Below are 23263 nucleotides of genomic sequence, written 5' to 3'. Positions count from 1 at the left end.
TGGAGGTCTCCCCGCTACGCCGCATCCAGCGGCGCGCCGCCGCCCAGGATCACGCCGATGTTGCGCTCGATCCAGTCCACCAGCGCGTGCACGTGGGCCGCGGCTTCCGCGCCGAGCGGGGTCAGGTCGTACTCCACGTGCGGCGGCACCACCGGATAGGCGGTGCGCTGCACCAGGCCGTCCGCCTCCAGCGCCTGCAGGGTCTGCGACAGCATCTTCTCGCTGACGCCTTCCAGGCTGCGGCGCAGGTCGCCGAAGCGATGGGTGCCCTTGCGCAACGCCACCAGCACCAGCACGCCCCAGCGGCTGGTGACGTGGCTCAACACGGCGCGGGAAGGGCAGTTCTGCGCGAACACCTGGCCGCGCAGCAGGCTTGCGTCCGCGCAACTGCGCGGCGCTTCGTCGAGAGGTTCGGAGAGGACGCTGGCCACGCGATGCACCTGTCTGTGGGGGAGGGCGCTGCCGATCATACGGGCCGCGGCGGGCGCTTCGCTGAGCGAAGGATGATCGTGGTGACGGTGCAGGCCACGCCGGTGCGATGGCGTGGCGGCGTGGGGGGGATCGCGATGGCGTTGTTCGAGCGGCTGGACCGGGCTCGGGCGTGCCGGAGTGCGTCGGTGCGGCGCGGTCGCGTGCGCGCGGCGCGTTGCCCGACTCTGGTGGCTGCCTCAGGGCTTGTTCGGCACTTCGAAGCCGAGCTTGCCGACCTGGTCGCGGCGCTGCGCCACGCGCTTGAGCTTGTCGATGTTGACCCCGTACTGGTGGTCCAGCTTGTCGACCAGTTCGCGGTACTGCTTGTGGCTCATGTCCGGCGAGCGTGCGAACACCCAGGCCAGGTCGCGGCCGGGGTAGTCGATCAGCGCCCAGGAATAGTCCGGCGCCACTTCCAGGATGCGGTACTTGGTGGGCACCATCCTGAAGAACCAGGTGGTCCAGCGGCGGTTGCCGGTGCCCTCCTTGACCGTGGCGCGCGAGTTGAGCTCCTTGACCGGCTCGTCGAAGCCGTTGCGGTACTCGTAGCGCACCGCGATCTTGCCGTCTTCCTTGAGGGTGTACTCGTCGCTGCTGGCGACGTGGCCGCGCTCGGCAAAGTAGGGGATGTGGGCGATCACGTACCAGCGGCCCATGAAGCGCTGCAGGTCGATCGGCGGCTGCGCCGGCTCCTGTTCCGGATCCGGCGCCTTGGCGCGGGCCGTCGGCAATGGGACGGCCATGCCCAGCAGCAGCACGGAAGCGAACAGGGAAAGCAGGCGCATAGGAGATTCCGGGGCGAAGGGCGAACGCCGGTGAAGTATGCGCGTGCGCCATGTCAATGATGCGTCGCAGCCCCTGAGATGTCCCGGCGGCACCCTGCACGCCTCGACTTCCAGGAGCTGCCGTCATGCCGATCGTTCCGTCCTCCCCGCGCCGCCACGTCCCGCACCCCGGCCTGCGTCGCCTGCTGCGCCAGGCGATCCTGGCCGGGCTGGCCCTGGTCCTGGTATGGCCGGCCGCGCGCGGCCACAGCGAATGGCTGGGCTGGCGGCCGCTGTGGTTGCTGGGCATGCCGCTGAGCGCCTGGTGGGCCCTGCACCGCTTCCCGTTGCCGCCGCTGCGCCGCCTGTGGGGGCAGTGGCGGGCCCGGCCGCGGGCGCAGGCACGGCGGCGCGGACCGGCGGCGCGCGCGGCGCGTCCTGCCTGACCTTCGGCAGGGGAGGGCGGCGAGGACCCCATGCTACGGTGCGGCGCTGTCCTTCCCGGATCCGAACCAATGTCCCCACTCGCACATGCCTGCCTGCTCGCCGGCCTGCTCACCGCCGGCACCGCCGCGGCCAAGGAAACCGCGATGCCCCAAGATCCCTATGCCTGGCTCGAAGACGTCACCGGCACCAAGGCGCTGGACTGGGTCAAGGCGCAGAACGCCAAGACCGAGGCGCGGCTGACCGAGACCCCGGCGTTCAAGGCCCGCGAGACCGGCATCCGCGAGGTGCTGGATTCGGACGCCAAGATCCCGGCCGTGCAGAAGATCGGCCCGTACTACTACAACCTGTGGAAGGACCGCGCCCACGAGCGCGGCCTGTGGCGTCGCACCACGCTCGAGGAATACCGCAAGCCCGAGCCGAAGTGGGAGACGGTGCTGGACCTGGACGCACTGAACAAGGCCGAGGGCGAGAACTGGGTGTGGCATGGCGCCAACTGCCTGCGCCCGGACTACACGCGTTGCCTGATCGCGTTGTCGCGCGGCGGCGCCGACGCCGACGTGACCCGCGAGTTCGACCTGGGCAGCAAGCAGTGGATCAAGGACGGCTTCTTCCGTCCCGAGGCCAAGGGCGGGCTGAGCTGGATCGATGCCGACACCGTCTATCTGTACACCGACTTCGGCCCCGGCTCGCTGACCAGCTCCGGCTACCCGCGCATCGTCAAGCAGTGGAAGCGCGGTACCCCGATGAGCAGCGCCACGCTGGTCTACGAGGGCAAGCCGGACGACATGTACATCGCCGCGATGCACGACGACACGCCCGGCTACGAGCGCGATTTCGTCAGCCGCACGCTGGCCTTCTACAACGACGAGATGTACCTGCGCGGCGCCGACGGCCGCCTGACCAAGATCGACGTGCCCAACTCGGCCAACAAGGGCGTGCACCGCCAGTGGCTGACCCTGGAACTGCGCGATCCGTGGACGGTGGGTGGCACGACCTACCCGGCCGGTGCGCTGCTGGCGACCAGGTTCGACGACTTCATGGCCGGCAAGCGCGACTTCCAGGTGCTGTTCACGCCGACCGAGACCGCCTCGCTGGCGTCCTTCGCCTGGACCAAGTCGCGGCTGGTGCTGAACGTGCTCGACGACGTCAAGAGCCGGCTGTGGGTGCTGACCCCGGGCGAGGGCGAGTGGGCGCGCACGGCGTTCCCGGTCGGCGACCTGGCCTTCGGCAGCACCAGCGTCGATGCGGTCGATGCCGACGAGAACGACCAGGTGTGGCTGACCTCCACCGACTTCCTGACCCCGACCACGCTGATGCTGGCCGACGTGCAGCGCGGGCCGAAGAGCATCGAGACGCTGAAGGCGATGCCGAGCTTCTTCGACGCGTCCAAGGACGAGATCGAGCAGCACTTCGCGGTGTCGAAGGACGGCACCAAGGTGCCGTACTTCCTGGTCCGGCCCAAGCAGCTCAAGGCCGACGGCAGCGCGCCGACCCTGCTGTACGCCTACGGCGGCTTCGAGATCTCGATGACCCCGTTCTACTCCGGCAGCCTCGGCCGCGCCTGGCTCGACCAGGGCGGCGTGTACGCGCTGGCCAACATCCGCGGCGGCGGCGAGTACGGCCCGCGCTGGCACCAGGCGGCGCTGAAGCAGAACCGGCACAAGGCCTACGAGGACATGGCGGCGGTGGCGCAGGACCTGGTCGCGCGCAAGATCACCTCGGCCAAGCACCTGGGCGTGCAGGGCGGCAGCAACGGCGGGCTGATGGCCGGCAACATGTTGATGCAGTACCCGCAGCTGTTCGGCGCGGTGGTGGTGCAGGTGCCGCTGCTGGACATGAAGCGCTACAGCCACCTGCTGGCCGGCGCCTCGTGGATGGCCGAGTACGGCAACCCGGACACCGACGACTGGAAGTTCATCCAGACCTTCTCGCCGTACCACCTGTTCGACCCGAAGAAGGCCTATCCGCCGGTGATCTTCCTGACCTCCACCCGCGACGACCGCGTGCATCCGGGCCATGCGCGGAAGATGGCGGCGAAGATGATCGACGCCGGCAAGGACGTGACCTACTACGAGAACATCGAAGGCGGTCATGGCGGTGCAGCCAACAATGCGCAAGCTGCGCACATGCAGGCGCTGGCGTACAGCTTCCTGTGGGAGCGGTTGTCCAAGTGAGTGGTGCGGTCCGCGTCCCGGTCGGGGCGCGGATCACCGCACGGGTTCCTGCGTGTCGCATGCGGAGGCGTGGTCATGATGGTCAGTCTGGTGCTCGCGCTGGCGGCCAGCCAGTGCACGGTCGAACACGCGCATTACGCGTTGCGCCACGATCCCACGCTCACGGCGCGTTTCGTGGCGGTGGACAGCGGACCGGACTGGCCTGCACACCTGGCGCTGCGCCTGCACTCCACGCGCAGCGGCCACGATCATTGGTTCCTGCCTGCCGACGGCGGCAGCGATGGACGCCAGACCCTGGTGTCCATCGCCGATCCGACCCAGCCCGGCTGGCAGCCGCCTTCTCCCGACGGCGGTGACCGCCCGCTCGGCGAGGCCGAGTATCTCGGCGCCGATGCTGCGTACGATCTGCTCGATGGCGTGCCGCGCCGCGGCACGCCGGCGCCTGCGCATTTCCTGGTGCCGGACTTGCGGCAACTGCTGTGGTACCGGGCACCTGCACAGCAGCGCGAGCCGAGTGCGCGGCAGTTCTTCGACCTGGTGGGATGCGACGCCTGACGCGATGCGTCAACGCACCCAGCGCCCCAACCCGCGCGCGATCCGCGCCACCGCTTCCTGCAGCCGCGGCAGGTTCTGGGTATAGGCGATGCGCACGTGCTGGCCGGCACGGTGTCGGCCGAAATCCACGCCTGGGGTGAACGCGACGTGCTCGGTCTCCAGGAAGTGCGCGCAGAAGGTCTGCGCGTCGTCGGTGAACCCGGAGACGTCGGCGTACAGGTAAAACGCGCCTTCCGGTTCGACGTCGATGCGGAAGCCGAGCGCACGCAGCGCCGGCAGCAGATAGTCGCGGCGCTGGGCGAACTCGGCGCGGCGTGCTTCCAGGATCTGCAGCGTTTCCGGCAGGAAGCAGGCCAGCGCCGCGTGCTGGGCGATGCTGGGCGCGCTGATGTACAGGTTCTGCGCCAGCTTCTCCAGCGACGGCACTGCCGCGCGCGGCGCCACCAGCCAGCCGAGGCGCCAGCCGGTCATGCCGAAGTACTTGGAGAAGCTGTTGAGCACGTAGGCGTCGTCGTCGACCTCCAGCACGCTGGGTGCCTCGATGCCGTAGCTCAGGCCATGGTAGATTTCGTCCACCACCAGGTGCCCGCCGCGGGCACGCAGCGTCTGCGACAGTGCGGCCAGTTCGGCGCGCGACAGCACGGTGCCGGTGGGGTTGGCCGGCGAGGCCACCAGGGCGCCGACGCTGTCGGCGTTCCAGTGCCGCTGCAGCAGCTCCGGGGTCAACTGGTAGCGGCTGTCCGGGCCCACCGGCACCAGCTGCGCGGCGCCTTCGACCAGGCGCAGGAAATGGCGATTGCATGGGTAGCCGGGGTCGGCCATCAGCCAGTGGCGGCCGGGGTCGACCAGCAGCGCGCTGGCCAGCAGCAGCGCGCAGGAGCCGCCGGGGGTGATCAGGATGCGCGCCGGGTCCAGGTCGACGTCGTGGCGCTGCCGGTAGAAGTCCGCCAGCGCCTGGCGCAGGGCCGGCAGGCCGCGCGCAGCAGTGTAGCGGGTATGGCCGGCAGCCAGCGCGGCCTGGCCGGCAGCAATGATCGGCGCGGCGGTGGTGAAGTCCGGCTCGCCGATTTCCAGGTGGATCACGTCGTGGCCGGCGTGTTCCAGTTCGTTGGCGCGGGCCAGCAAGGCCATCACGTGGAAGGGTTCGATCTCGCGGCTGCGCTGGCTGTAGCCGGACGCGGCGGGCGAGGCGCTGAGGGTGTCGCCGGGAAGGGAAGCCATGCCGCCGATGATAGAGGAGCGTGCTTTCGCGCGTGTTAGCGATGTCCGGCGGGTTTGCGAAGCGGCGGTGCCGTGCCGCATCGCACCCATGCCGCTCTGCACGCTTGCCACGGCGCAGCGTTGCAGGGAGACTCGGCCGGCACTGCGCGGCGCCCGCCCGCTGCCGCCGTCCCGGGTCGGGCGGCGCGTCCCGTTGCGTTACCGCCGCCGGAGCCCCATTAGATGCCTCACCGCCCCTTGCTAGCGAGCCTCGTCCTGCTCATGACCGCCTCCTTCGCTTCCTCCGCCTCCGCCGCCGCGGCCACCCCGCCGCATCCGGCCAAGCAGCCGCACACGGTCAAGGCGCCGTTCGGCGCCGTCCGCCAGGACGCCTATTACTGGCTGCGCGACGACGCGCGCAAGAATCCGCAGATGCTGGCGTATCTCAATGCCGAGAACGCTTACGCGGACCAGGTGCTGAAGCCGCTCAAGCCGCTGGAAGACCGGCTGTACGAGGAGATCGTCGGCCGCATCAAGCAGGACGACAGCAGCGTGCCGTACCGCGAGCGCGGCTACTGGTATTACACCCGCTACGAGAGCGGCAAGGATTACCCGATCCAGGCGCGCCGCAAGGGCAGCATGGAGGCGCCGGAAGAGATCCTGCTCGACGTCAACAGCATGGCCGCCGGCAAGGGCTATTTCAGCGTCGGCGACGCCGCGGTCAGCCAGGACAACCGCATTCTGGCCTGGACCGAGGACGACGTCGGCCGCCGCCAGTACGTGGTGCGCTTCAAGAACCTGGACACCGGCGAGGTCTACGCCGACCGCATCCCCGGCGTGTCGCCGGACGTGGTCTGGGCCGACGACAACAAGACCCTGTTCTACGTCGAGAACGACCCGGAGACGCTGCTGACGGTGCGGGTCAAGAAGCACGTGCTGGGCACCCCGGCCGCGCAGGACGTCCTGGTCTACGAGGAAAAGGACGACAGCTTCTACATGGGCGTGGGCCGCACCCGCGACGACAAGTACATCGTCATCGGCGTCGAAAGCACCGTGTCCTCCGAGCAGCGCTACGCGCCGGCCGCCGATCCGCAGCGCTTCACCGTGCTGGCGCCGCGCGAGCGCGACGTCGAGTACCACGCCGACCACTTCGACGGCCGCTGGGTGATCCGCACCAACTGGAAGGCCAAGAACTACGCGCTGATGACCGCGCCCGACGGCGCCACGTCGCGCAGCCAGTGGCAGAGCTGGCTGCCCTACGACGAGAAGGTGTTCATCGACGGCTTCGAGCTGTTCGACGGCTTCACCGCCATCGCCGAGCGCTCCGACGGCCTGGAGCGGATCCGCCTGCACTTCGCCGACGGCAAGGAGGAGTACGTCAAGGCCGACGAGCCGGCGTATTCGATGGGTCTGTCGATCAACGCCGAGCCCGACACGCCGTGGCTGCGCTACAGCTACACCTCGCTGACCACTCCGGCCACCACCTACGAACTCAACACCCGCACCGGCGAGCGCAAGCTGCTCAAGCAGCAGCCGGTGATCGGCTACGACGCCAGCAAGTACCAGACCGAACGCGTCTGGGTGACCGCGCGCGACGGGGTCAAGGTGCCGGTGTCGCTGGTCTACAAGAAGGGTTTCAAGAAGGACGGCAGCGCCGCGCTGTACCAGTACGCCTACGGCAGCTACGGCATGTCCACCGACCCGGCGTTCAACCTGCCGGTGGTGAGCCTGCTCGACCGCGGCGTGGTCTACGCCATTGCGCACATCCGCGGCGGCCAGGAGATGGGCCGCGACTGGTACGACCAGGGCAAGCTGCTGCACAAGAAGAACACCTTCACCGACTTCATCGACGTCACCCGCGGGCTGGTGCAGCAGGGCTACGCCGCGCCTGACCGCGTGGCCGCGGCCGGCGGCAGCGCCGGCGGCCTGCTGATGGGCGCGGTGGCGAACATGGCGCCCAAGGACTACCGCGTCCTGGTGGCGCAGGTGCCGTTCGTGGACGTGGTCACCACCATGCTCGACCCGAGCATCCCGCTGACCACCAACGAGTACGACGAGTGGGGCAATCCCGAGCAGAAGACGTACTACGACTACATGCTCAGCTACTCGCCCTACGACAACGTCACCCGCCAGGCCTACCCGGCGATGTACGTCGGCACCGGCCTGTGGGATTCGCAGGTGCAGTACTGGGAGCCGGCCAAGTGGGTGGCCAAGCTGCGCGAGAACGACACCGGCAGCCAGCCGATCGTGTTTCGCGTCAACATGGAAGCCGGTCACGGCGGCAAGTCCGGCCGTTTCCGTCGCTACCGCGAAATGGCCGAGTCCTATGCCTTCATGCTGGACCAGATGGGCGTGGAGCAGCCGGCCAAGTGAGGGCCGAACGCCTCGGCTGGCCTGTGGGCTGGCCGAGGCGCAGGTGGGGTGGCTGGCGTGAGGCCGGCCCATCCCGATGTTTGGTTGGATGGCGGATGGCCTGTGGCTTCACGCGTCACGGCTGAAGCCGCTCCCACCGTGAGCATGGCGGCCGAGTCGGACCAGAAGGGTCGATGGCGGATGCGCCATGCCATGCAGCAGCGCTGACGGCTTGGCACTGCCTTGTGGGAGGGACTTCGGTCCCGACTGCGCGGAGGTCGGACAAGCCGAAGGCTTCGCGCGTCGCGGCTGAAGCCGCTCCTACGGTGGACGGTGGACGGAACGCCTGATCGCCGCGAGAGAGCCGGCAGTGGTGCTGGCGGCTTGGTCACTCTTTGTGGGAGGGACTTCAGTCCCGACTGCAAAAAGTCGGACGCACCGGTGGCTTCTTCCATCGCGGCCGAAGCTGCTCCCACAGCCGCTGCCGCACGGCTACCTCGGTCGCGTCGACAGACGGTTGGCGCCTGCCCGCGCCAGCGCAGGCTTATCATGCCGCCATGCGCACGCACTCCCGTTTCCGCTGGGCCTGGTGGCTGCTGGCCTATGCCAGCCTGGCGACCGGCATCGTCGGCATCTTCGTGCCGGGCTTGCCGACCACGGTGTTCGTGCTGATCGCCGCCTATGCTGCCGCGCGCGGTTCGCCGCGGCTGCGCCGGCGCCTGCTGCGCGATCCGCGCTTCGGCCGCAGCATCCGCGACTGGGAACGGCATGGCGCGGTCAGCCGCCGCGGCAAGTGGATGGCGACGCTGACCATGGCCGCGTGCGCGCTGGTGCTGCTGCTGTTCGTGCACCGGCTGTGGGTGCAGGTGCTGGCGATCGGCTGCATGAGCGCGGTGGCGCTGTGGCTGTGGTGGCGGCCGGAACCGCCGCGCGCGTGAGCGCGCCGCGGCCTGCGACCGCGGCACAGCCGGTTCATGGCGGTATGGCTATACTCGGGGCATGAGCACATCGTCCTCTTCTCCGATCCGTCTCGTCCTCTCCGCCGCTGCGCTGCTGGCCCTGGCCGGCTGCGGCAACAAGGGCCCGCTGGTGATGCCGCAGAAGCCGGTGCCGGTGGAAGCCGCACCCGCTACGCCCGCACCGGACGCGACGCCGCCGGCGACCACCGATCCCGCCGGGCAGGCGCAGCCGGTGGACGGGCAGCGCCCGCCGGCCAACGACACCACCACGCCCACCAATGGGAATGAGTGAGGCCCGCCACGCCGCGCGCCTGCGTTTCAGCAAGATGCAGGGCGCGGGCAACGATTTCGTGGTGCTCGACCTGCGCGACGGCACCCCGCCGCCGGATGCCGCACTGGCGAAGCGTCTGGCCGACCGCCACTTCGGCGTCGGTTGCGACCAGATCCTGACCATCGAGGCGCCGCGCGATGTCGCGGCCGTGGCCAGCTACCGCATCTGGAACACCGACGGCAGCGCCGCCGGACAATGCGGCAACGGCGCGCGCTGCGTCGCGGCCTGGCTGGTACGCGACGGCAGTGCGCCCGCTACGGACGATTTCGTCATCGAAAGCCCCGCCGGCAGTCACCACATCACCCGCAGCGCCACCGGCGAATTCGCCGTGGCGATGGGCGTGCCGCGCTTCGCGCCCGAAGACGTGCCGCTGGTCGGCTTCCCGCGCGCACGCGAGGAGTACGTGCTGCCGCTGCAGGGCGGCAGCGTGCGCTTTGGCGCGGTGTCGATGGGCAACCCGCACGCGGTGCTGGAAGTGGGCCTGGTCGATGCGGCGCCGGTGGAGCGCCTGGGGCCGTTGCTGCAGCAGCACGCCTCGTTCCCGGATTCAGTCAACGTCGGTTTCGTGCAGGTGATCGACCGCGGCCACCTGCGCCTGCGCGTGTACGAGCGCGGTGTCGGCGAGACCCTGGCCTGCGGCAGTGGCGCCTGCGCGGCCGCCGCGGTGATGATGCAGCGCGGCCGGGTCGAGCGCGACGTGCGCGTCAGCCTGCCCGGCGGCGAGCTGCGCGTGCAGTGGCCGGACGACAACGCACCGGTGGTGATGTCCGGGCCGGCGACGTTCGTCTTCGATGGAGAATGGATCCGATGAGCCACAGCCACGACAAGCTCGGTGCGCACGAGGTGGCGGCGTGGCTGCGGCGCCATCCCGGCTTCCTCAAGCAGTTTCCCGACCTGGCGCTGACCCTGGTGGTACCGCGCGACGACGGCCCGACCGCGTCGCTGGCCAGCTACCAGCTGGAAGTGCTGCGCGACAAGAACCGCGAACTGTCGCGGCGGCTGGCCGATCTGGCCGCCAATGCGCAGGTCAACGAACGGCTGGCGGTGCGCACCCATCAGTTGACCCTGGCGTTGATGCGTCAGCACAGCGCTGCCGACAGCGTGCGCGCGATGGCCGCATCGCTGCAGGAGGATTTCCAGGGCGACCTGGTCAGCATCGTGCTGCTGCAGCCCTTGCCCGGCCTGGAGCAGGCGCCGTGGCTGCAGGTGCTGGCGGCCGACGATGCGCGGCTGGCGCCGTTCCGCGATTGCCTGAAGGACGGCGAGCCGATCTGCGGCCGCCTGCAACCGGAAAAGCAGGCGCTGCTGTACGGCGAGCGCGTGGACGAGGTGCAATCCACCGCGCTGCTGCCGCTGCCGGGCCTGGGCCTGATCGCGGTCGGCAGCCGCGACCCGAACCGGTTCTATCCCGGCATGGGCACCTTGTTCCTGCGCATGATGGGCGAAGCGCTGGCGGTGGCGTTGCAGCGATGAGCCGGGCCGGGACGCGGAGCCCCGGGCCCGCAACCCGGGATGACCTTGCCGCCGCTGCGGTGCGCCTGCGCTGCGCCGCCGCCGTGGTCCGTCCCGCGCGGCGTCCCGCCGCTGCTGTCGCGACATGGCAGCGGGCACGCCAGCAAAACTCCCTCGCAAGGCGATCGCCTTGCGCTGCGAGGACGGCGACCCGACATCCGGCGCACCTCGGTCGCGGCGCATGATCCCGGCCTTCCTCGCCTACCTGCAGGTCGAGCGGCGCATGTCCGCGCATACCCTGGACGCGTACCGGCGCGACCTGGCGGCACTGGAGGCGTGGGCGGCGGCCAACCTGCTCGGCGAACCGGCCGCGCTCGATGCCGCGCAACTGCGCAACTTCATCGCCGCCGAACACCGTCGCGGGCTGTCGCCCAAGAGCCTGCAGCGGCGCCTGTCGGCGTGCCGCAGTTTCTATGCGTGGCTGCTCAAGCACGGTCACATCGCCACCAGCCCGGCCGCGGCACTGCGCGCGCCGAAGGCACCGCGCAAGCTGCCGCAGGTGCTCGACGCCGACGAGGCGGTGCGCCTGGTCGAAGTGCCGACCGATGCGCCGCTGGGCCTGCGCGATCGCGCACTGCTGGAGTTGTTCTATTCCTCCGGCCTGCGCCTGAGCGAACTGTGCGCGCTGCGCTGGCGCGATCTGGATTTCGTCGCCGGCATGGTCAGTGTGCTGGGCAAGGGCAACAAGCAGCGGCTGGTGCCGGTCGGCTCGCACGCGCGCAGCGCGCTGCTGGCGTGGCGCGAGGAGAGCCGGGGCGAGGCTGCTGCGCCGGTGTTCCCGGGCCGTGGCGGGGCACCGATCGGTGCGCGTGCGGTACAGATCCGCATCAAGCAACTGGCCGGGCGCCAGGGCCTGTTCAAGCATGTGCATCCGCACATGCTGCGGCACAGTTTCGCCAGCCACATCCTGGAATCCTCCGGCGACCTGCGTGGCGTGCAGGAACTGCTCGGCCATGCCGACATCGCCACCACGCAGATCTACACCCACCTGGATTTCCAGCACCTGGCCAAGGTCTACGACGCGGCCCACCCGCGCGCCAAGCGCAAGTCCTGAGCGCTGCATCGCGGCCAGCACCGCACTGCGCTTGTTCTCGATCAAGGCACACCGGCCCACTCAGTACGACACTGCGCTCCCACGTCGCGAGGGCGCACCGATGGCCAAACCCTTCCCGTTGGCGCCGCGCCACCCCGAACCGCTGTGCTGGGGCTGCGACCGCGATTGCGCGGCAAACGATCTGGCCTGCGGCAATGGGGCCGGACGCACCCCGCATCCGATCGAGACCGAGGGCGAAGATTGGCATCTTGCCTGGGGCATCGCCGTCGATCCGGCGCGGCCGGCGCATGCCTGGCTCGGCGATGACCCATCGGCTCGCGGCGACGCTTGAACCGCGCGCCGCCAGCCCCCACACCTGAGTCATCGCTCCGGAGGCCGCATGGATCCCAGTCAGAACCCCAATGTTTTCCACGCCACCACGATCCTGTCGGTACGCCGCGATGGCCGCGTCGCCGTGGCCGGCGACGGCCAGGTGACCCTGGGCCATACCGTGATGAAGGGCAATGCGCGCAAGGTGCGCCGGCTCGGCCGCGAGGGCCAGGTGCTGGCCGGCTTCGCCGGCGCCGCTGCCGATGCGTTCACCCTGTTCGAGCTGTTCGAGGCCAAGCTGGAGAAGCACGGCCAACTGACCCGCGCCGCAGTCGAACTGGCCAAGGATTGGCGCACCGAGCGCCGCCTTGGCAAGCTCGAGGCGCTGCTGGCGGTGGCCGACAAGGAGACCTCGCTGATCATCAGCGGCACCGGCGACGTGATCGAACCGGAGGACGGCATCATCGCCATCGGCTCCGGCGGCTCCTACGCCCTGTCGGCCGCACGCGCGCTGCTCGGCCACACCACGCTGGACGCGCGCACCATCGCCGTCGAAGCACTGAACATCGCCGGCGACATCTGCATCTACACCAATCGCAATGTGGTGGTGGAAGAGCTGTGAATCGGGAATGGGGACTGGGGAATCGCAACAGCGGTTCTCGTCTCCGTTAACGATGACGCCTGCTTTCCCATTCCCGATTCTCCATTCCCGATTCCCTCTTCGATTTCCCGACCATGACCGATACCCATAGCACCATGACCCCGCGCGAGATCGTGCAGGAACTTGACCGCCACATCGTCGGCCAGCACGAGGCCAAGCGCGCGGTAGCGATCGCGCTGCGCAACCGCTGGCGGCGCATGCAGTTGCCCGATGCGCTGCGCAACGAAGTGATGCCGAAGAACATCCTGATGATCGGTCCCACCGGTGTCGGCAAGACCGAGATCGCGCGGCGCCTGGCGACGCTGGCCAATGCGCCGTTCGTCAAGGTCGAGGCCACGCGCTTCACCGAGGTCGGCTACGTCGGCAAGGACGTGGAGCAGATCGTGCGCGACCTGGCCGATACCGCGGTCAAGCTGTACCGCGAGCAGGCCAAGACCCGCGTGCGCACGCAGGCCGAGGAGCGCGCCGAAGACCGCATCCTCGATGCGCTGCTGCCGCGGCGCAGCGCCGGCATCGGCTTCGATCCGGAAGCCGCGCGCAACGAACCGTCGGCGCAGGACAGCGACACCCGCAGCAAGTTCCGGCGCATGCTGCGTGCCGGCGAACTGGACGAGCGCGAGATCGAACTGGATGTCGCGGTCAACGTCAGCATGGACATCATGACCCCGCCGGGCATGGAGGAAATGGGCCAGCAGCTGCGGCAGATGTTCTCCAACCTGGGCGGCGGCAAGTCGCAGTCGCGCAAGCTGACCATCAAGGCCGCGCGGCCGCTGCTGATCGAGGAAGAGGCCGGCAAGCTGGTCAACGAGGACGACGTGCGCGCCGCGGCGATCGAGGCCTGCGAACAGCACGGCATCGTGTTCATCGACGAGATCGACAAGGTGGCCAAGCGCAGCGAGGCCGGTGCCACCGGCGGCGACGTCTCCCGCGAAGGCGTGCAGCGCGATCTGCTGCCGCTGGTGGAAGGGTCCAACGTCAGCACCAAGTACGGCACGGTCAAGACCGACCACATCCTGTTCATCGCCTCCGGCGCGTTCCATCTGGCCAAGCCCAGCGATCTGATTCCGGAGCTGCAGGGTCGCTTCCCGATCCGGGTGGAGCTGTCGGCGCTGTCGAAGGACGACTTCATCCGCATCCTCACCGAGCCGAAGGCGGCGCTGACCAAGCAATACGAAGCGCTGCTGCTGACCGAGGGCGTGAGCCTGCGCTTCACCGACGACGCCATCGCGCGCCTGGCGGAGATCGCGTTCCTGGTCAACGAGCGCCAGGAGAACATCGGTGCGCGGCGCCTGCACACCGTGCTCGAGCGCCTGCTCGACACGCTGAGCTACGAAGCCCCCGACCGCGATGGACAGAGCGTCACGGTGGACGCGGCCTATGTCGACGCGCACCTGGGCGAACTGGTACAGGATCCGGACCTGAGCCGGTACATCCTGTAGGCCCAGGCGCGATCCACAACGGCAGGCGCCTTGCTGGCTTCTGCCGTTGTGCCACCCAATCCAAGGCGACATGGCGTTGCTGCGTTCGTCTTCCACCGCGACGAGGCGTCACTGGTGAACCGGTCGCGCCTGCGGTGGTTCCCCGTTGGCGACCGCATGTCGCCGCTGCACATGTTCCTGGCCGGCTGGTCCCATCCCGACGCGGTGATGCGCGCGGGTGCATCGGGAGAGTCTTTTCCTCACAGACGCGCATGGAGCGCGGCGGACGCCAGCACGTCCGTGTTTCCGGCATGCCGACCCGTCGACCCGCGCCGCCCGGCAGGGGGCGAGCCTCCACCCGGCGTGCGGACGCTGTAGGATCGGCGCGGACGACGGACTCAGGCACGGGGAATCGCATGGCAGTGCAGGTGCTGGTGGTGAAGGAATCGGCGCAGGGCGAACGCCGCGTGGCGGCCACGCCGGAGACGGTCAAGAAACTGGTCGCGCTGGGCGCGCAGGTGCGGGTCGAGCCGCAGGCCGGCGTATCGGCCGGGTTCGTCGATGACGCGTATCTCGCCGCCGGCGCCAGCCTGGCCGATGCCGACAGCCCGGCGCAGGCGGATCTGGTGCTGTGCGTGCAGCCGCTGCCGGCGCTGGCGCTGGAGCAGTTGAAGGAGGGCGCCGGCGTGGTCGGCATCCTGCAGCCGCAGGCCGATCCGGCGCGCGCGGCGGCGCTGCAGGCACGGCAACTGGTCGCCTTTCCGCTGGAGCGGCTGCCGCGCACCACCCGTGCGCAGGCCATGGACGTGCTCAGTTCGCAGGCCGGCATGGCCGGCTACAAGGCCACCCTGATCGCCGCGCAGCTGGCGCCGCGCTTCTTCCCGATGCTGACTACCGCGGCCGGCACCATTCGCCCGTCCAAGGTGCTGATCGTCGGTGCCGGCGTGGCCGGCCTTCAGGCCATCGCCACCGCCAAGCGCCTGGGGGCGCAGGTGGAAGGCTTCGACGTGCGCCCGGAAACCCGCGAGCAGATCGAGTCGCTGGGCGGCAAGTTCCTCGACCTGGGGGTGAGCGCCGCCGGCGAGGGCGGCTACGCGCGGCAACTCACCGACGACGAACGCGCGGAGCAGCAGCGTCGCCTGGCCGAGCACCTGAAGGGCATCGACGTGGTGGTGTGTACCGCCGCGGTGCCGGGGCGGCCGGCACCGAAGATCCTTAGCGCGGCGATGGTCGCCGGCATGAAACCGGGGAGCGTGGTGGTCGACCTGGCCGCCGAGACCGGCGGCAACTGCGAACTGACCCTGCCGGGCGAGACCATCGAGCACGCCGGGGTGACCATCGCCGGTCCGCTGGACCTGGCCAGCATGGGCGCGGTGCATGCCAGCGAGATGTACGCGCGCAACGTCTACAACTTCGTCGCGCTGTTCCTGAAGGACGGCGCGATCGCCTACGACTGGAACGACGAACTGCTGGCGAAGACGCGCTGGACGGCATGAGCGCGGCCGCGATGGTCGGGCGCCGGCTCGGTCGGCGCTGATCTGCGGGCACGGTCGCCCGTGTAGGGGCGACGGGCGCCACCGAAAACGCCGCATCGCGACTGGAGGGCGACTTCCGTAGGAGCGGCTTCAGCCGCGACGCCCTTCCCGGTAAACCCGGTCGCGGCTGAAGCCGCTCCTACGCGAGGTGCTTTCTGCGGCGCTGGAGTCCATGCGCCGTACCCGGCGATGCGAGGACGCGCGCGCATGCGCATCAGGCTTGGACCGGCGCCGCGGTTCGCTTACCTGGAAGCATCCGGCGGCGGCCGCTCGTCCGGGCCGGCATTGGCACGGATCCAGGCAGCGCGTTGCGCCGGCGTCATCGCTTCCCAACGGTCGCGCAGCGCCTTGCGCTGCTCCGGCGGCAGCGCACGCATGCGGTCGAACAGCACCCGCGCCTCCTCGCGCTGTCGCGGGTTCATGTCCTCGTAGCGGCGGGCACCCTTGCGCGCTTGCTCGCGTTGTTCCGGGGTCATCGACTGCCAGCGCTGCGCATGCTCGAACATGCGCCGGCGTTGCTGCGGGGTGTCGTTCCAGCGCTGGCGCAGCGGCGCGATCAGTAACTCGCGCTGCTGCGGGCTCAGGTGTTCCCAGTCGGGCAGCGGCGGGCCGGTATCGTCGTCGCGATCTGCGGCGAAAGGCGGTGGCGGGGGCGGCGCGGCGAAGGCCGGGGCGGCGCTTCCGGCCAGCAGCGCCAGCACCAGGGAATATCGGATCAGGCGAGTCATCGGGTTCATTCCATTGCGAGCGAGGTATCGGACCCCAGCCACAGGTACAGGTCGGGATTTTCGTCCAGCATCGCGGTCGCACTCGCGGCCTGGTCGCTGTCCGTGCTTGCGCTGGCGCCCGTCGGCGTGGGTGCCACTGCGGTCGTGCCGGCGACGACGCTGGCGGTGGTGATCGGCAACGACGGCGCCGGGCGCAGCAGCAGGTGCACGCCCAGCGCCGCACCGAGCAGCGCCGGCACCGCCGCCAGCAGCCAGCCCCGGTGCAGGAATGGCGCCGTGCGCGTCTGGCTGGCCTGCTGGCGCGCGGCGCGCAGCCGCGCCAGGGTCGGCGCGGGCAGGGCCTGCAAACTGGCCTGGTGGACGGTACGCAGGCGCGCGTCGAAGTCCGCGGAGCGGATGGGATCGGATGTCATCGGACGTCCTCCAGTTGTTTCTGCAGCGCCTCGCGGGCGCGCGACAGATGGGTTTTTACCGAGCCTTCCGAGCAGCCCATCGCGCGTGCGGTGGTGGCCACGTCCAGCTCCTCCAGCACGCGCAGGGTGAAGGCCTCGCGCTGCCGGGCCGGCAGTGCGCGCAGCGCCGTCACCAGGCGCGCATGGGTCTGCCGACGCTCGTGCTGCTCGGACGGATTGGGGCCGTCGTCGGCCCAGTCCGGCGGGCTGTCCGCGTCGCGTTCGCTGGTCGGCGCCCAGAAGCGCAGGCGGAAATTGCGGCGGCGCTGCAGGTCGATGATGCGCCGGCGCAGGATGCTCCAGAACAGCGGCGTCCATTCCTGCGCCGGGCGCTCGCGGTAGGCCAGCAGCTTGATCATCGCGTCCTGCACCGCATCCAGCGCGTCCTCGCGCTGGCGCAGGCCGGCTTCGGCGAAGCGGAACGCGCGCGGCCCGATCTCGGCCAGGAACGCATCCAGCGACGCCGGCAGCGGGCGCTGCGCGGTGTCGGCATCGGTCGACGGCGGTGCGAGGGCGGGCGTGCTCACCAGCACAGCTTAGCTTCCTGGCGGGGGGATGCCGTGGTTAACGCGCCGCGGCGGCCGCGGTTGACCGGCCGGACGCCGCGGGCCTGGTGGCACGGCACGGCGGCATCGCACAGCGGTTCAGCAGACGGTTATGATGCGGCGGACGGGCGCGGCGCCCGGGAGAACAGTGCGATGAGCGACGGGTTCGTGGCCTTGTACATCTTCATGCTGGCGGCCATCGCCGGGCATGTGATCATCTCGCGGGTGCCGGTGATCCTGCACACCCCGCTGATGTCCGGTTCCAACTTCATCCACGGCATTGTGCTGATCGGCGCGATGGTGGTGCTGGGCCATGCCGACACCACCCTCGAAAAGGTCATCGGCTTCGTCGCGGTGCTGCTCGGCGCCGGCAATGCCGCCGGCGGCTACGTGGTGACCGAGCGCATGCTCGACATGTTCAAGTCCAGCAAGCCGGACGCCGCCAAGACCAAAGCCAAGGATTGAATGCGCGGCAGTGGCGCCTCGCCGCGGCGCTGGCCGTGGCCGCCTTGCTCGCGTTGCTCGGCATCGCGCTGGTCTTTCTTTCCTACTTGCTGCCGCTCGGGCAGATGTCCTTTTTCGGAGCACGCCTGCTGATGGAACTGTTGCCGATCCTGATCAAGAGCAGCTACCTGGTCGCCGCCACCCTGTTCCTGCTCGGCCTGCAGCGCATGGCCTCGCCCAGGACCGCGCGCAGCGGCATCCGCTGGGCCGGCTTCGGCATGCTGCTGGCGACCGCCGCCACCTTCCTGCTGCCGGGCCTGCACAACCTGCCGCTGATCGTGCTGGCGATCGCGCTCGGCACCGCCGCGGCATGGATCTCGGCCAAGAAGGTCGCGATCACCGACATGCCGCAGATGGTCGCGCTGTACAACGGCATGGGCGGCGGCTCCGCGGCGGCGATCGGTGCGGTGGAACTGCTGCGCTTCTCGTTCCTGATGCGCCGTGACACCACCCACTGGAGCGAGGCTGCGATCGCCGCGCTGGCCGCACGCCAGCCCGACGCCACCACGCTGGCGCTGGCGGTGATCGGCTCGGCGATCGGCGCGGTGTCGCTGTCCGGCTCGATCATCGCCTGGGCCAAGCTCGACGGGCGCCTGGACAAGCGCGTCACCTTCCCCGGGCAGCAGGCGTTCAACCTGCTGGTGTGCGTGGCGATGCTGGCCGTTGGCGCGTGGGCCGCGATCAGCCTGAGTCCGCTGGCGATCGTGCTGTTCTTCGTGCTGGCACTGGCCCTGGGCGTGCTGATGACCCTGCCGATCGGCGGCGCCGACATGCCGGTGGTGATCTCGCTGTACAACGCCTTCACCGGCCTGGCGGTGGCGTTCGAGGGCTACGTGCTCGGCAACGAGGCGCTGATCATCGCCGGCATGATGGTCGGCGCGGCCGGCATCCTGCTGACCCGGCTGATGGCCAAGGCGATGAACCGGCCGATCCGCGGCGTGCTGTTCTCCAACTTCGGCGGTGGTGGCCAGGCGCAGGCGATCGCCGGCAGCCAGAAGCCGATCGAGGCCGGCGACGTGGCGGCGATGATGGCCTATGCCGAGCGCGTGGTGATCGTGCCCGGCTACGGCATGGCGGTGGCGCAGGCGCAGCACAAGATCTGGGAACTGGCGCAGCGGCTGATCGAGCGCGGGGTCAAGGTCAAGTTCGCGATCCATCCGGTGGCCGGGCGCATGCCCGGGCACATGAACGTGCTGCTGGCCGAGGCCGGCGTGCCGTACGACCTGATCGCCGACATGGACGACATCAACCCCGAGTTCGCCAGCACCGACGTGTCGCTGGTGATCGGCGCCAACGACGTGGTCAACCCGGTGGCCAAGACCGACCCGGCCAGCCCGATCTACGGCATGCCGATCCTGGACGTGGTCAATTCCAGGAACGTCATCGTCATCAAGCGCGGCAAGGGCACCGGCTTCGCCGGCATCGAGAACGCGCTGTTCTATGCCGACAACACCCGCATGCTCTACGGCGACGGCGCCGAGGCGGCCGGCGCGCTGGTCAGTGAACTGAAGGCGCTGGACGGCGGCGGCCACTGAGCCGTTGCAGGCGGGTAAGCCGGAGTCGTAGGAGTCAACTGTCATGCACCTGCGATGACAGGAGGAGCATATGGCGCGTGATCGCGCACGATGGCGTTGAGCCAGCGCAGGAACTTGTGCATACAGGCGACGATGGCGACCTTGGCCGGTTTGCCGCCTGCGCGCAGGCGCGCGTAAGTGTTGGCCAAGGGGGATTTGGCACGGATGCTGGCCCAGGTGGCCATGTACAGCACGCGCCGCACGTCGGCACGTCCGCCTTTGATGCGGCGTTGGCCTTTCCAGCAGCCGCTGTCGTGATTGAACGGGGCCAGCCCGACCAGGGCAGCGAGCTTGCGTGGCGGCAGCGTGCCTAGTTCTGGCAGCCGCGCGGCCAGAACCGCGCGCAGGATCGTGCCGAGCCCAGGCACCTTGGGTAGGCTCGAGCAGGTCTTGCCCTGCTGCTCGATCTCCTGCGTCAACGTCTGGATCTGCTGGTTCAGCAGGGCGATCACCTCTCGGCAGCGGTGTTGCACCTTGGCGCTGGTGATGTGCTCCAGGCGCCGCCGATGGGCATCGCGCTGGCCCACCAGGGTGGCACGCAGGTCCAGTAGTTCGCGAAGAGACTGCTGGTGCTCAGGTACCACGGGCGCGGGCATGGTCGGGATGTGCTGGGCGGCGATGGCCAGCAGGCGCGCGTCCAGGGCATCGGTCTTGGCATGCAGGCCCAAGGCCTGGGCGAGCTTGCGCGGACGATCGGCGGCCATCCGCACTGCCGGCAGGTTCGCCTCTCGGAGCACCTGCAGCACGGCATGTTCGTAGCCGCCACTGGCTTCCAGCACGATCCGCTCGCAGCCCAGCTCGGCCAGGCGTTGGGCCAGCGCTCGCTGCCCCTGTGGCGTATTGGGTTGGGTCCAGGTCTGCTCGTCCGGCAGGACATGAATGACCAGTTCGGCCTTGGATATATCGATTCCGACATAGCGCCGCATAGACGTTCTCCGCAGTAGACTCAGGCACGAGAGCACTCCTGCCGACGCCCATGCTTGTGGAGTTCGAGCTCGCGACTCGGGCAACTGTTCGGGCTGATGAAGCAGGAGACACGGGGTGCGGCGGCGCTGACTCCTACTCGTGCTTGCTGGCACTACGGCTAAACGGCCTGCCGCACTCCGCTCTCACCTGCAACGATAGACCCTTATTTGACACAAGCGGCTTCAGCCGCGACCGGACCTTACCGGTAACGCCCATCGCGGCTGAAGCCGCTCCTACAAAGAGCGATGCGCTTCAGCGCGAGGGCGGATGATCGGGATGCCCTCAGGCCGCGCCACGCCAGCGGCGTCCGCCGCGCTCCCGGCCTTGGCTCAGCGCGCGCTGAAATACGCCGCGGCCACGCCGATGCCCAGCCACAGCAGATCGCCGGGGCTGTTGGCCAGCAGGGTCAGGGTCCAGGCGTAGTGGGCGCCCATCTTCAGCGACGAATCCCACACGTTCAGGCCCAGCCCGGCGCCCATCTGCGCGGCGGCAATGCCCCAGTTGGCGGCGATGATCACCAGGACCGTGGCGACCATCGCCACCGCGATGCGCAGCGGCCCGCGCGGCAGGCCGCCCAGGCGCAGCATCCAGGCGATCTCCAGCGCCACCACCACGGCCATCCAGCCGGCCTGGCGACCCAGCGACAGCGCCACCAGCAACCAGGCGATCAGTGCGGTGAAACAGCCCATGACGAGCAGCAGGGGCCACAGCCAGTGCGAGGACCTGGCCGGCGTGGAGGAAGGCGGCATTCGATGTTCCCGGAGAAGACGTACAGGATACTTCCGGCGCGCGCCCTGCGCACTCGGATAAACTGCACGACTTGCACCGGCGGGGCCTGGCCCCATATCGCCCCCATGTACTCACGCAGCAGCGAACCTGTCCAATTCGAACGCGATTGCGCCGCGGTGATGGTGCCGCAGGGCGACGCGGTGACCTTGCCGGCCGGCAGCTATGGCTATATCACCCAGGCCCTGGGCGGCAGCTACACGGTGTTCGTGGAGGGCAACCTGTTCCGCATCGCCGGCAAGGACGGCGACGCCATCGGCAAGGAGCCGCCGCCGGGGCTGGAACTGCCCGAGGGCGCCGGCGACGAGCAGGTGGAAGCCCTGATCTGGCAGCAGCTGCGCACCTGCTTCGACCCCGAGATCCCGTTCAACATCGTCGATCTGGGGCTGATCTACGACGTGACCATGCACGCGCGCGACGATGGCCAGCGCACCGTCGAGGTCAAGATGACCCTGACCGCGCCCGGCTGCGGCATGGGCGAGATCCTGGTCGATGACGTGCGCAGCAAGCTGGAAATGATCCCGACCATCGCCGAGGCCGACGTCGAGCTGGTGTTCGATCCGCCGTGGGGCCGACATATGATGTCCGAGGCCGCGCGCCTGGAAACCGGCATGCTCTGACCCGCGCGCGACGCCTCGCGCGTCGCGACGGAGCCCGATCGGGCGCCGCCGCTGCCGTCCCCGCGACGCTGCGGCCCTGGCCATCCCTCGACTACCACAGGAATTCCCGGTGTCCGCTACCGAGCCGTCCACGCAGTTCCGCCTGACCCCGTCCACCGCCGCGCGCAGCGCCGAGGCGCGCGCGCAGATCCTCGCCGCGCCGGGCTTCGGCAACTATTTCACCGACCACATGGTCGCCATCGAATGGAGCCGCGAGCAGGGCTGGCACGACGCCGAAGTGCGTGCCTACGGCCCGCTGGCGCTGGACCCGGCCGCGTCGGTGCTGCATTACGGCCAGGAGATCTTCGAAGGCATCAAGGCCTACCGCCATGCCGACGGCTCGATCTGGACCTTCCGCCCGGAGGCCAACGGCAAGCGCCTGCAGCGCTCGGCGCAGCGCCTGGCGCTGCCGGAGCTGCCGGTGGACCTGTTCGTGGAATCGCTGCGGCAGCTGATCGCGGTCGACGCGGCCTGGGTGCCGTCGGCGCCGGAGACCAGCCTGTATTTCCGTCCGTTCATGATCGCCAACGAGGCCTTCCTGGGCGTGCGCGCCGCGCAGAAGGCCGGCTACTACGTCATCGCCAGCCCGGCCGGCGCCTATTTCGCCAAGGGCGTGGCGCCGGTGGCGATCTGGCTGTCCACCGACTACGCGCGCGCCGCCAAGGGCGGCACCGGCGCGGCCAAGTGCGGCGGCAACTACGCTGCCTCGCTGCTGCCGCAGCAGCAGGCGCAGGCGCAGGGCTGCTCGCAGGTGCTGTTCCTCGACCCGGTCGAGGGCAAGTACATCGAGGAACTGGGCGGGATGAACGTGTTCCTGGTGATGCGCGACGGCAGCCTGGTCACCCCGGCGCTGTCGGGCAGCATCCTGGAAGGCATCACCCGCGACAGCATCCTGCAACTGGCCCGCGACCGCGGCATGCAGGTGGTGGAGCGGCAGGTGAGCATCGACGAGTGGCGCGACGGCGTGGCCTCGGGCGAGATCGCCGAGGTGTTCGCCTGCGGCACCGCTGCGGTGGTGACCCCGATCGGGCAGCTCAAGGGCAAGGACTTCGCGGTGGGCGACCTGACCGCCCCGACCGGCCCGGTGACGCTGTCGCTGCGCCAGGAACTGACCGACATCCAGTACGGCCGCGTCGCCGACCGCCACGGCTGGCTGGTGCGGCTGGGCTGAGCCGAACGCCCAACGCTGGGGCGGCTGTCGGCCGCCCTGGCGAATGGACCTCATGCCCCTTGGCGCATGATCCGACAGCATTGGCCATCACCGGCGAGGTCCGCGCTGGTGCGCCGGGGCGTGCGATGTGTCGCCG

Annotated in this window: 25 protein-coding genes; 17 read left to right on the top strand and 8 right to left on the bottom strand. The window is 69.6% G+C overall.

Translation table 11 applies throughout. The features are described 5' to 3' along the window. Positions 1-14 precede the first annotated feature (14 nt). Both AC1G9L_RS17900 and AC1G9L_RS17895 read right to left on the bottom strand, forming a co-directional pair. On the bottom strand, positions 15-431 hold the full coding sequence (locus AC1G9L_RS17900) for a winged helix-turn-helix transcriptional regulator (RefSeq protein WP_029561846.1): 417 nt from the start codon (positions 429-431) through the stop codon (positions 15-17). Between the two features lie 237 nt (positions 432-668). Beyond that, the gene (locus tag AC1G9L_RS17895) at positions 669-1256 is read right to left on the bottom strand and encodes a lipocalin family protein (protein ID WP_019801578.1); all 588 of its coding nucleotides are present in this window, start codon (positions 1254-1256) and stop codon (positions 669-671) included. A gap of 125 nt (positions 1257-1381) precedes the next feature. Here AC1G9L_RS17895 and AC1G9L_RS17890 point away from each other — a divergent pair, with 125 nt between their 5' ends. The 3 genes from AC1G9L_RS17890 (at position 1382) to AC1G9L_RS17880 (ending at position 4411) form a co-directional block, all read left to right on the top strand. Further along, positions 1382-1681, top strand: a complete 300-nt coding sequence (locus tag AC1G9L_RS17890; protein WP_104609526.1) for a hypothetical protein — start codon at positions 1382-1384, stop codon at positions 1679-1681. A 69-nt stretch (positions 1682-1750) separates the two neighbouring features. Then, positions 1751-3856 carry a prolyl oligopeptidase family serine peptidase gene (locus tag AC1G9L_RS17885; RefSeq protein WP_019799815.1) on the top strand — a complete coding sequence of 702 codons (2106 nt, stop codon included), beginning with the start codon at positions 1751-1753 and terminating at the stop codon, positions 3854-3856. A 75-nt stretch (positions 3857-3931) separates the two neighbouring features. Then, positions 3932-4411, top strand: a complete 480-nt coding sequence (locus tag AC1G9L_RS17880) for a hypothetical protein (protein WP_019799814.1) — start codon at positions 3932-3934, stop codon at positions 4409-4411. A 9-nt stretch (positions 4412-4420) separates the two neighbouring features. On the opposite strand, the gene AC1G9L_RS17875 is transcribed toward AC1G9L_RS17880, so the two are convergent. Next, a complete protein-coding gene (locus AC1G9L_RS17875; protein WP_019799813.1) occupies positions 4421-5632 on the bottom strand; it encodes a pyridoxal phosphate-dependent aminotransferase in 1212 nt (403 codons plus the stop codon). A gap of 261 nt (positions 5633-5893) precedes the next feature. Between AC1G9L_RS17875 and AC1G9L_RS17870 the strand changes: the two genes are divergently transcribed. The 10 genes from AC1G9L_RS17870 (at position 5894) to AC1G9L_RS17825 (ending at position 15703) form a co-directional block, all read left to right on the top strand. Continuing rightward, a complete protein-coding gene (locus AC1G9L_RS17870; protein ID WP_019799812.1) occupies positions 5894-7984 on the top strand; it encodes a prolyl oligopeptidase family serine peptidase in 2091 nt (696 codons plus the stop codon). 536 nt (positions 7985-8520) lie between these two features. Continuing rightward, complete coding sequence (locus AC1G9L_RS17865; protein ID WP_017910007.1) at positions 8521-8901, top strand: YbaN family protein; 381 nt, start codon at positions 8521-8523, stop codon at positions 8899-8901. A gap of 61 nt (positions 8902-8962) precedes the next feature. Next, on the top strand, positions 8963-9214 hold the full coding sequence (lptM, locus tag AC1G9L_RS17860) for an LPS translocon maturation chaperone LptM (protein ID WP_010341226.1): 252 nt from the start codon (positions 8963-8965) through the stop codon (positions 9212-9214). After that, positions 9207-10064, top strand: coding sequence for a diaminopimelate epimerase (gene dapF, locus AC1G9L_RS17855; RefSeq protein WP_019800160.1), 858 nt, complete (start codon positions 9207-9209; stop codon positions 10062-10064). Before lptM ends, dapF begins: the two co-directional genes overlap by 8 nt. Next, positions 10061-10726: a DUF484 family protein gene (locus AC1G9L_RS17850; RefSeq protein ID WP_481069616.1), complete on the top strand. Its 666-nt coding sequence runs from the start codon at positions 10061-10063 to the stop codon at positions 10724-10726. Before dapF ends, AC1G9L_RS17850 begins: the two co-directional genes overlap by 4 nt. Before the next feature lie 220 nt (positions 10727-10946). Then, on the top strand, positions 10947-11819 hold the full coding sequence (xerC, locus tag AC1G9L_RS17845) for a tyrosine recombinase XerC (RefSeq protein WP_010341230.1): 873 nt from the start codon (positions 10947-10949) through the stop codon (positions 11817-11819). Between the two features lie 100 nt (positions 11820-11919). Further along, positions 11920-12150, top strand: coding sequence for a DUF3079 domain-containing protein (locus AC1G9L_RS17840; RefSeq protein ID WP_481069615.1), 231 nt, complete (start codon positions 11920-11922; stop codon positions 12148-12150). Between the two features lie 48 nt (positions 12151-12198). Beyond that, positions 12199-12750 carry an ATP-dependent protease subunit HslV gene (hslV, locus tag AC1G9L_RS17835; RefSeq protein WP_010341232.1) on the top strand — a complete coding sequence of 184 codons (552 nt, stop codon included), beginning with the start codon at positions 12199-12201 and terminating at the stop codon, positions 12748-12750. A 113-nt stretch (positions 12751-12863) separates the two neighbouring features. Further along, complete coding sequence (gene hslU / locus AC1G9L_RS17830; protein ID WP_017912058.1) at positions 12864-14228, top strand: ATP-dependent protease ATPase subunit HslU; 1365 nt, start codon at positions 12864-12866, stop codon at positions 14226-14228. Positions 14229-14623: 395 nt separating this feature from the next. Further along, positions 14624-15703, top strand: coding sequence for an NAD(P) transhydrogenase subunit alpha (locus AC1G9L_RS17825; RefSeq protein ID WP_019800163.1), 1080 nt, complete (start codon positions 14624-14626; stop codon positions 15701-15703). A 281-nt stretch (positions 15704-15984) separates the two neighbouring features. Here the strand turns inward: AC1G9L_RS17825 and AC1G9L_RS17820 are convergent, their stop codons facing one another. Genes AC1G9L_RS17820 through AC1G9L_RS17810 form a run of 3 tightly spaced genes read right to left on the bottom strand, consistent with a single transcriptional unit; the run spans position 15985 to position 17455 of the window. Beyond that, positions 15985-16470 (bottom strand): DUF3106 domain-containing protein, encoded by a 486-nt coding sequence (locus AC1G9L_RS17820; protein ID WP_481069614.1) that lies wholly within the window; start codon positions 16468-16470, stop codon positions 15985-15987. A gap of 5 nt (positions 16471-16475) precedes the next feature. Further along, a complete protein-coding gene (locus AC1G9L_RS17815; protein WP_481069613.1) occupies positions 16476-16883 on the bottom strand; it encodes a hypothetical protein in 408 nt (135 codons plus the stop codon). Continuing rightward, on the bottom strand, positions 16880-17455 hold the full coding sequence (locus tag AC1G9L_RS17810; protein ID WP_010341237.1) for an RNA polymerase sigma factor: 576 nt from the start codon (positions 17453-17455) through the stop codon (positions 16880-16882). Before AC1G9L_RS17810 ends, AC1G9L_RS17815 begins: the two co-directional genes overlap by 4 nt. Before the next feature lie 165 nt (positions 17456-17620). On the opposite strand from AC1G9L_RS17810, the gene AC1G9L_RS17805 reads away from it, so the two are divergent. Both AC1G9L_RS17805 and AC1G9L_RS17800 read left to right on the top strand, forming a co-directional pair. Then, entirely contained in the window at positions 17621-17932 is a 312-nt protein-coding gene (locus AC1G9L_RS17805) for an NAD(P) transhydrogenase subunit alpha part 2 (RefSeq protein WP_019800723.1), read from the top strand. A 131-nt stretch (positions 17933-18063) separates the two neighbouring features. Then, positions 18064-19506, top strand: a complete 1443-nt coding sequence (locus AC1G9L_RS17800; protein WP_481071179.1) for an NAD(P)(+) transhydrogenase (Re/Si-specific) subunit beta — start codon at positions 18064-18066, stop codon at positions 19504-19506. A gap of 41 nt (positions 19507-19547) precedes the next feature. Here the strand turns inward: AC1G9L_RS17800 and AC1G9L_RS17795 are convergent, their stop codons facing one another. Beyond that, positions 19548-20471, bottom strand: coding sequence for an IS110 family transposase (locus AC1G9L_RS17795; protein ID WP_481069612.1), 924 nt, complete (start codon positions 20469-20471; stop codon positions 19548-19550). A 369-nt stretch (positions 20472-20840) separates the two neighbouring features. After that, entirely contained in the window at positions 20841-21260 is a 420-nt protein-coding gene (locus AC1G9L_RS17790) for a hypothetical protein (RefSeq protein ID WP_019800955.1), read from the bottom strand. 105 nt (positions 21261-21365) lie between these two features. On the opposite strand from AC1G9L_RS17790, the gene sufT reads away from it, so the two are divergent. Together sufT and AC1G9L_RS17780 are read left to right on the top strand one after the other, a co-directional pair. After that, positions 21366-21917 (top strand): putative Fe-S cluster assembly protein SufT, encoded by a 552-nt coding sequence (gene sufT / locus AC1G9L_RS17785; protein WP_010341241.1) that lies wholly within the window; start codon positions 21366-21368, stop codon positions 21915-21917. A gap of 109 nt (positions 21918-22026) precedes the next feature. Then, positions 22027-23127, top strand: a complete 1101-nt coding sequence (locus tag AC1G9L_RS17780; RefSeq protein ID WP_019800954.1) for a branched-chain amino acid aminotransferase — start codon at positions 22027-22029, stop codon at positions 23125-23127. The last annotated feature ends 136 nt before the right edge of the window (positions 23128-23263 follow it).

The organism is Xanthomonas sp. NCPPB 1132 (genome assembly GCF_056629235.1).
The sequence above is the reverse complement of the archived record's forward strand: the minus strand, read 5'-3'. Positions and strand labels throughout refer to the sequence as shown.

Bases quoted from the DNA above. Each gene is read 5' to 3' on its own strand.
- AC1G9L_RS17820 (WP_481069614.1), bottom strand. From the start codon at position 16,470: ATGACTCGCCTGATCCGATATTCCCTGGTGCTGGCGCTGCTGGCCGGA.
- AC1G9L_RS17825 (WP_019800163.1), top strand. From the start codon at position 14,624: ATGGCAGTGCAGGTGCTGGTGGTGAAGGAATCGGCGCAGGGCGAACGC.
- AC1G9L_RS17840 (WP_481069615.1), top strand. From the start codon at position 11,920: ATGGCCAAACCCTTCCCGTTGGCGCCGCGCCACCCCGAACCGCTGTGC.
- AC1G9L_RS17805 (WP_019800723.1), top strand. From the start codon at position 17,621: ATGAGCGACGGGTTCGTGGCCTTGTACATCTTCATGCTGGCGGCCATC.
- dapF (WP_019800160.1), top strand. From the start codon at position 9,207: ATGAGTGAGGCCCGCCACGCCGCGCGCCTGCGTTTCAGCAAGATGCAG.
- lptM (WP_010341226.1), top strand. From the start codon at position 8,963: ATGAGCACATCGTCCTCTTCTCCGATCCGTCTCGTCCTCTCCGCCGCT.
- AC1G9L_RS17890 (WP_104609526.1), top strand. From the start codon at position 1,382: ATGCCGATCGTTCCGTCCTCCCCGCGCCGCCACGTCCCGCACCCCGGC.
- AC1G9L_RS17865 (WP_017910007.1), top strand. From the start codon at position 8,521: ATGCGCACGCACTCCCGTTTCCGCTGGGCCTGGTGGCTGCTGGCCTAT.
- AC1G9L_RS17790 (WP_019800955.1), bottom strand. From the start codon at position 21,260: ATGCCGCCTTCCTCCACGCCGGCCAGGTCCTCGCACTGGCTGTGGCCC.
- AC1G9L_RS17800 (WP_481071179.1), top strand. From the start codon at position 18,064: ATGGAACTGTTGCCGATCCTGATCAAGAGCAGCTACCTGGTCGCCGCC.
- AC1G9L_RS17850 (WP_481069616.1), top strand. From the start codon at position 10,061: ATGAGCCACAGCCACGACAAGCTCGGTGCGCACGAGGTGGCGGCGTGG.
- AC1G9L_RS17895 (WP_019801578.1), bottom strand. From the start codon at position 1,256: ATGCGCCTGCTTTCCCTGTTCGCTTCCGTGCTGCTGCTGGGCATGGCC.
- xerC (WP_010341230.1), top strand. From the start codon at position 10,947: ATGATCCCGGCCTTCCTCGCCTACCTGCAGGTCGAGCGGCGCATGTCC.
- AC1G9L_RS17870 (WP_019799812.1), top strand. From the start codon at position 5,894: ATGACCGCCTCCTTCGCTTCCTCCGCCTCCGCCGCCGCGGCCACCCCG.
- AC1G9L_RS17885 (WP_019799815.1), top strand. From the start codon at position 1,751: ATGTCCCCACTCGCACATGCCTGCCTGCTCGCCGGCCTGCTCACCGCC.
- hslU (WP_017912058.1), top strand. From the start codon at position 12,864: ATGACCGATACCCATAGCACCATGACCCCGCGCGAGATCGTGCAGGAA.
- hslV (WP_010341232.1), top strand. From the start codon at position 12,199: ATGGATCCCAGTCAGAACCCCAATGTTTTCCACGCCACCACGATCCTG.
- AC1G9L_RS17875 (WP_019799813.1), bottom strand. From the start codon at position 5,632: ATGGCTTCCCTTCCCGGCGACACCCTCAGCGCCTCGCCCGCCGCGTCC.
- AC1G9L_RS17815 (WP_481069613.1), bottom strand. From the start codon at position 16,883: ATGACATCCGATCCCATCCGCTCCGCGGACTTCGACGCGCGCCTGCGT.
- sufT (WP_010341241.1), top strand. From the start codon at position 21,366: ATGTACTCACGCAGCAGCGAACCTGTCCAATTCGAACGCGATTGCGCC.
- AC1G9L_RS17795 (WP_481069612.1), bottom strand. From the start codon at position 20,471: ATGCGGCGCTATGTCGGAATCGATATATCCAAGGCCGAACTGGTCATT.
- AC1G9L_RS17880 (WP_019799814.1), top strand. From the start codon at position 3,932: ATGATGGTCAGTCTGGTGCTCGCGCTGGCGGCCAGCCAGTGCACGGTC.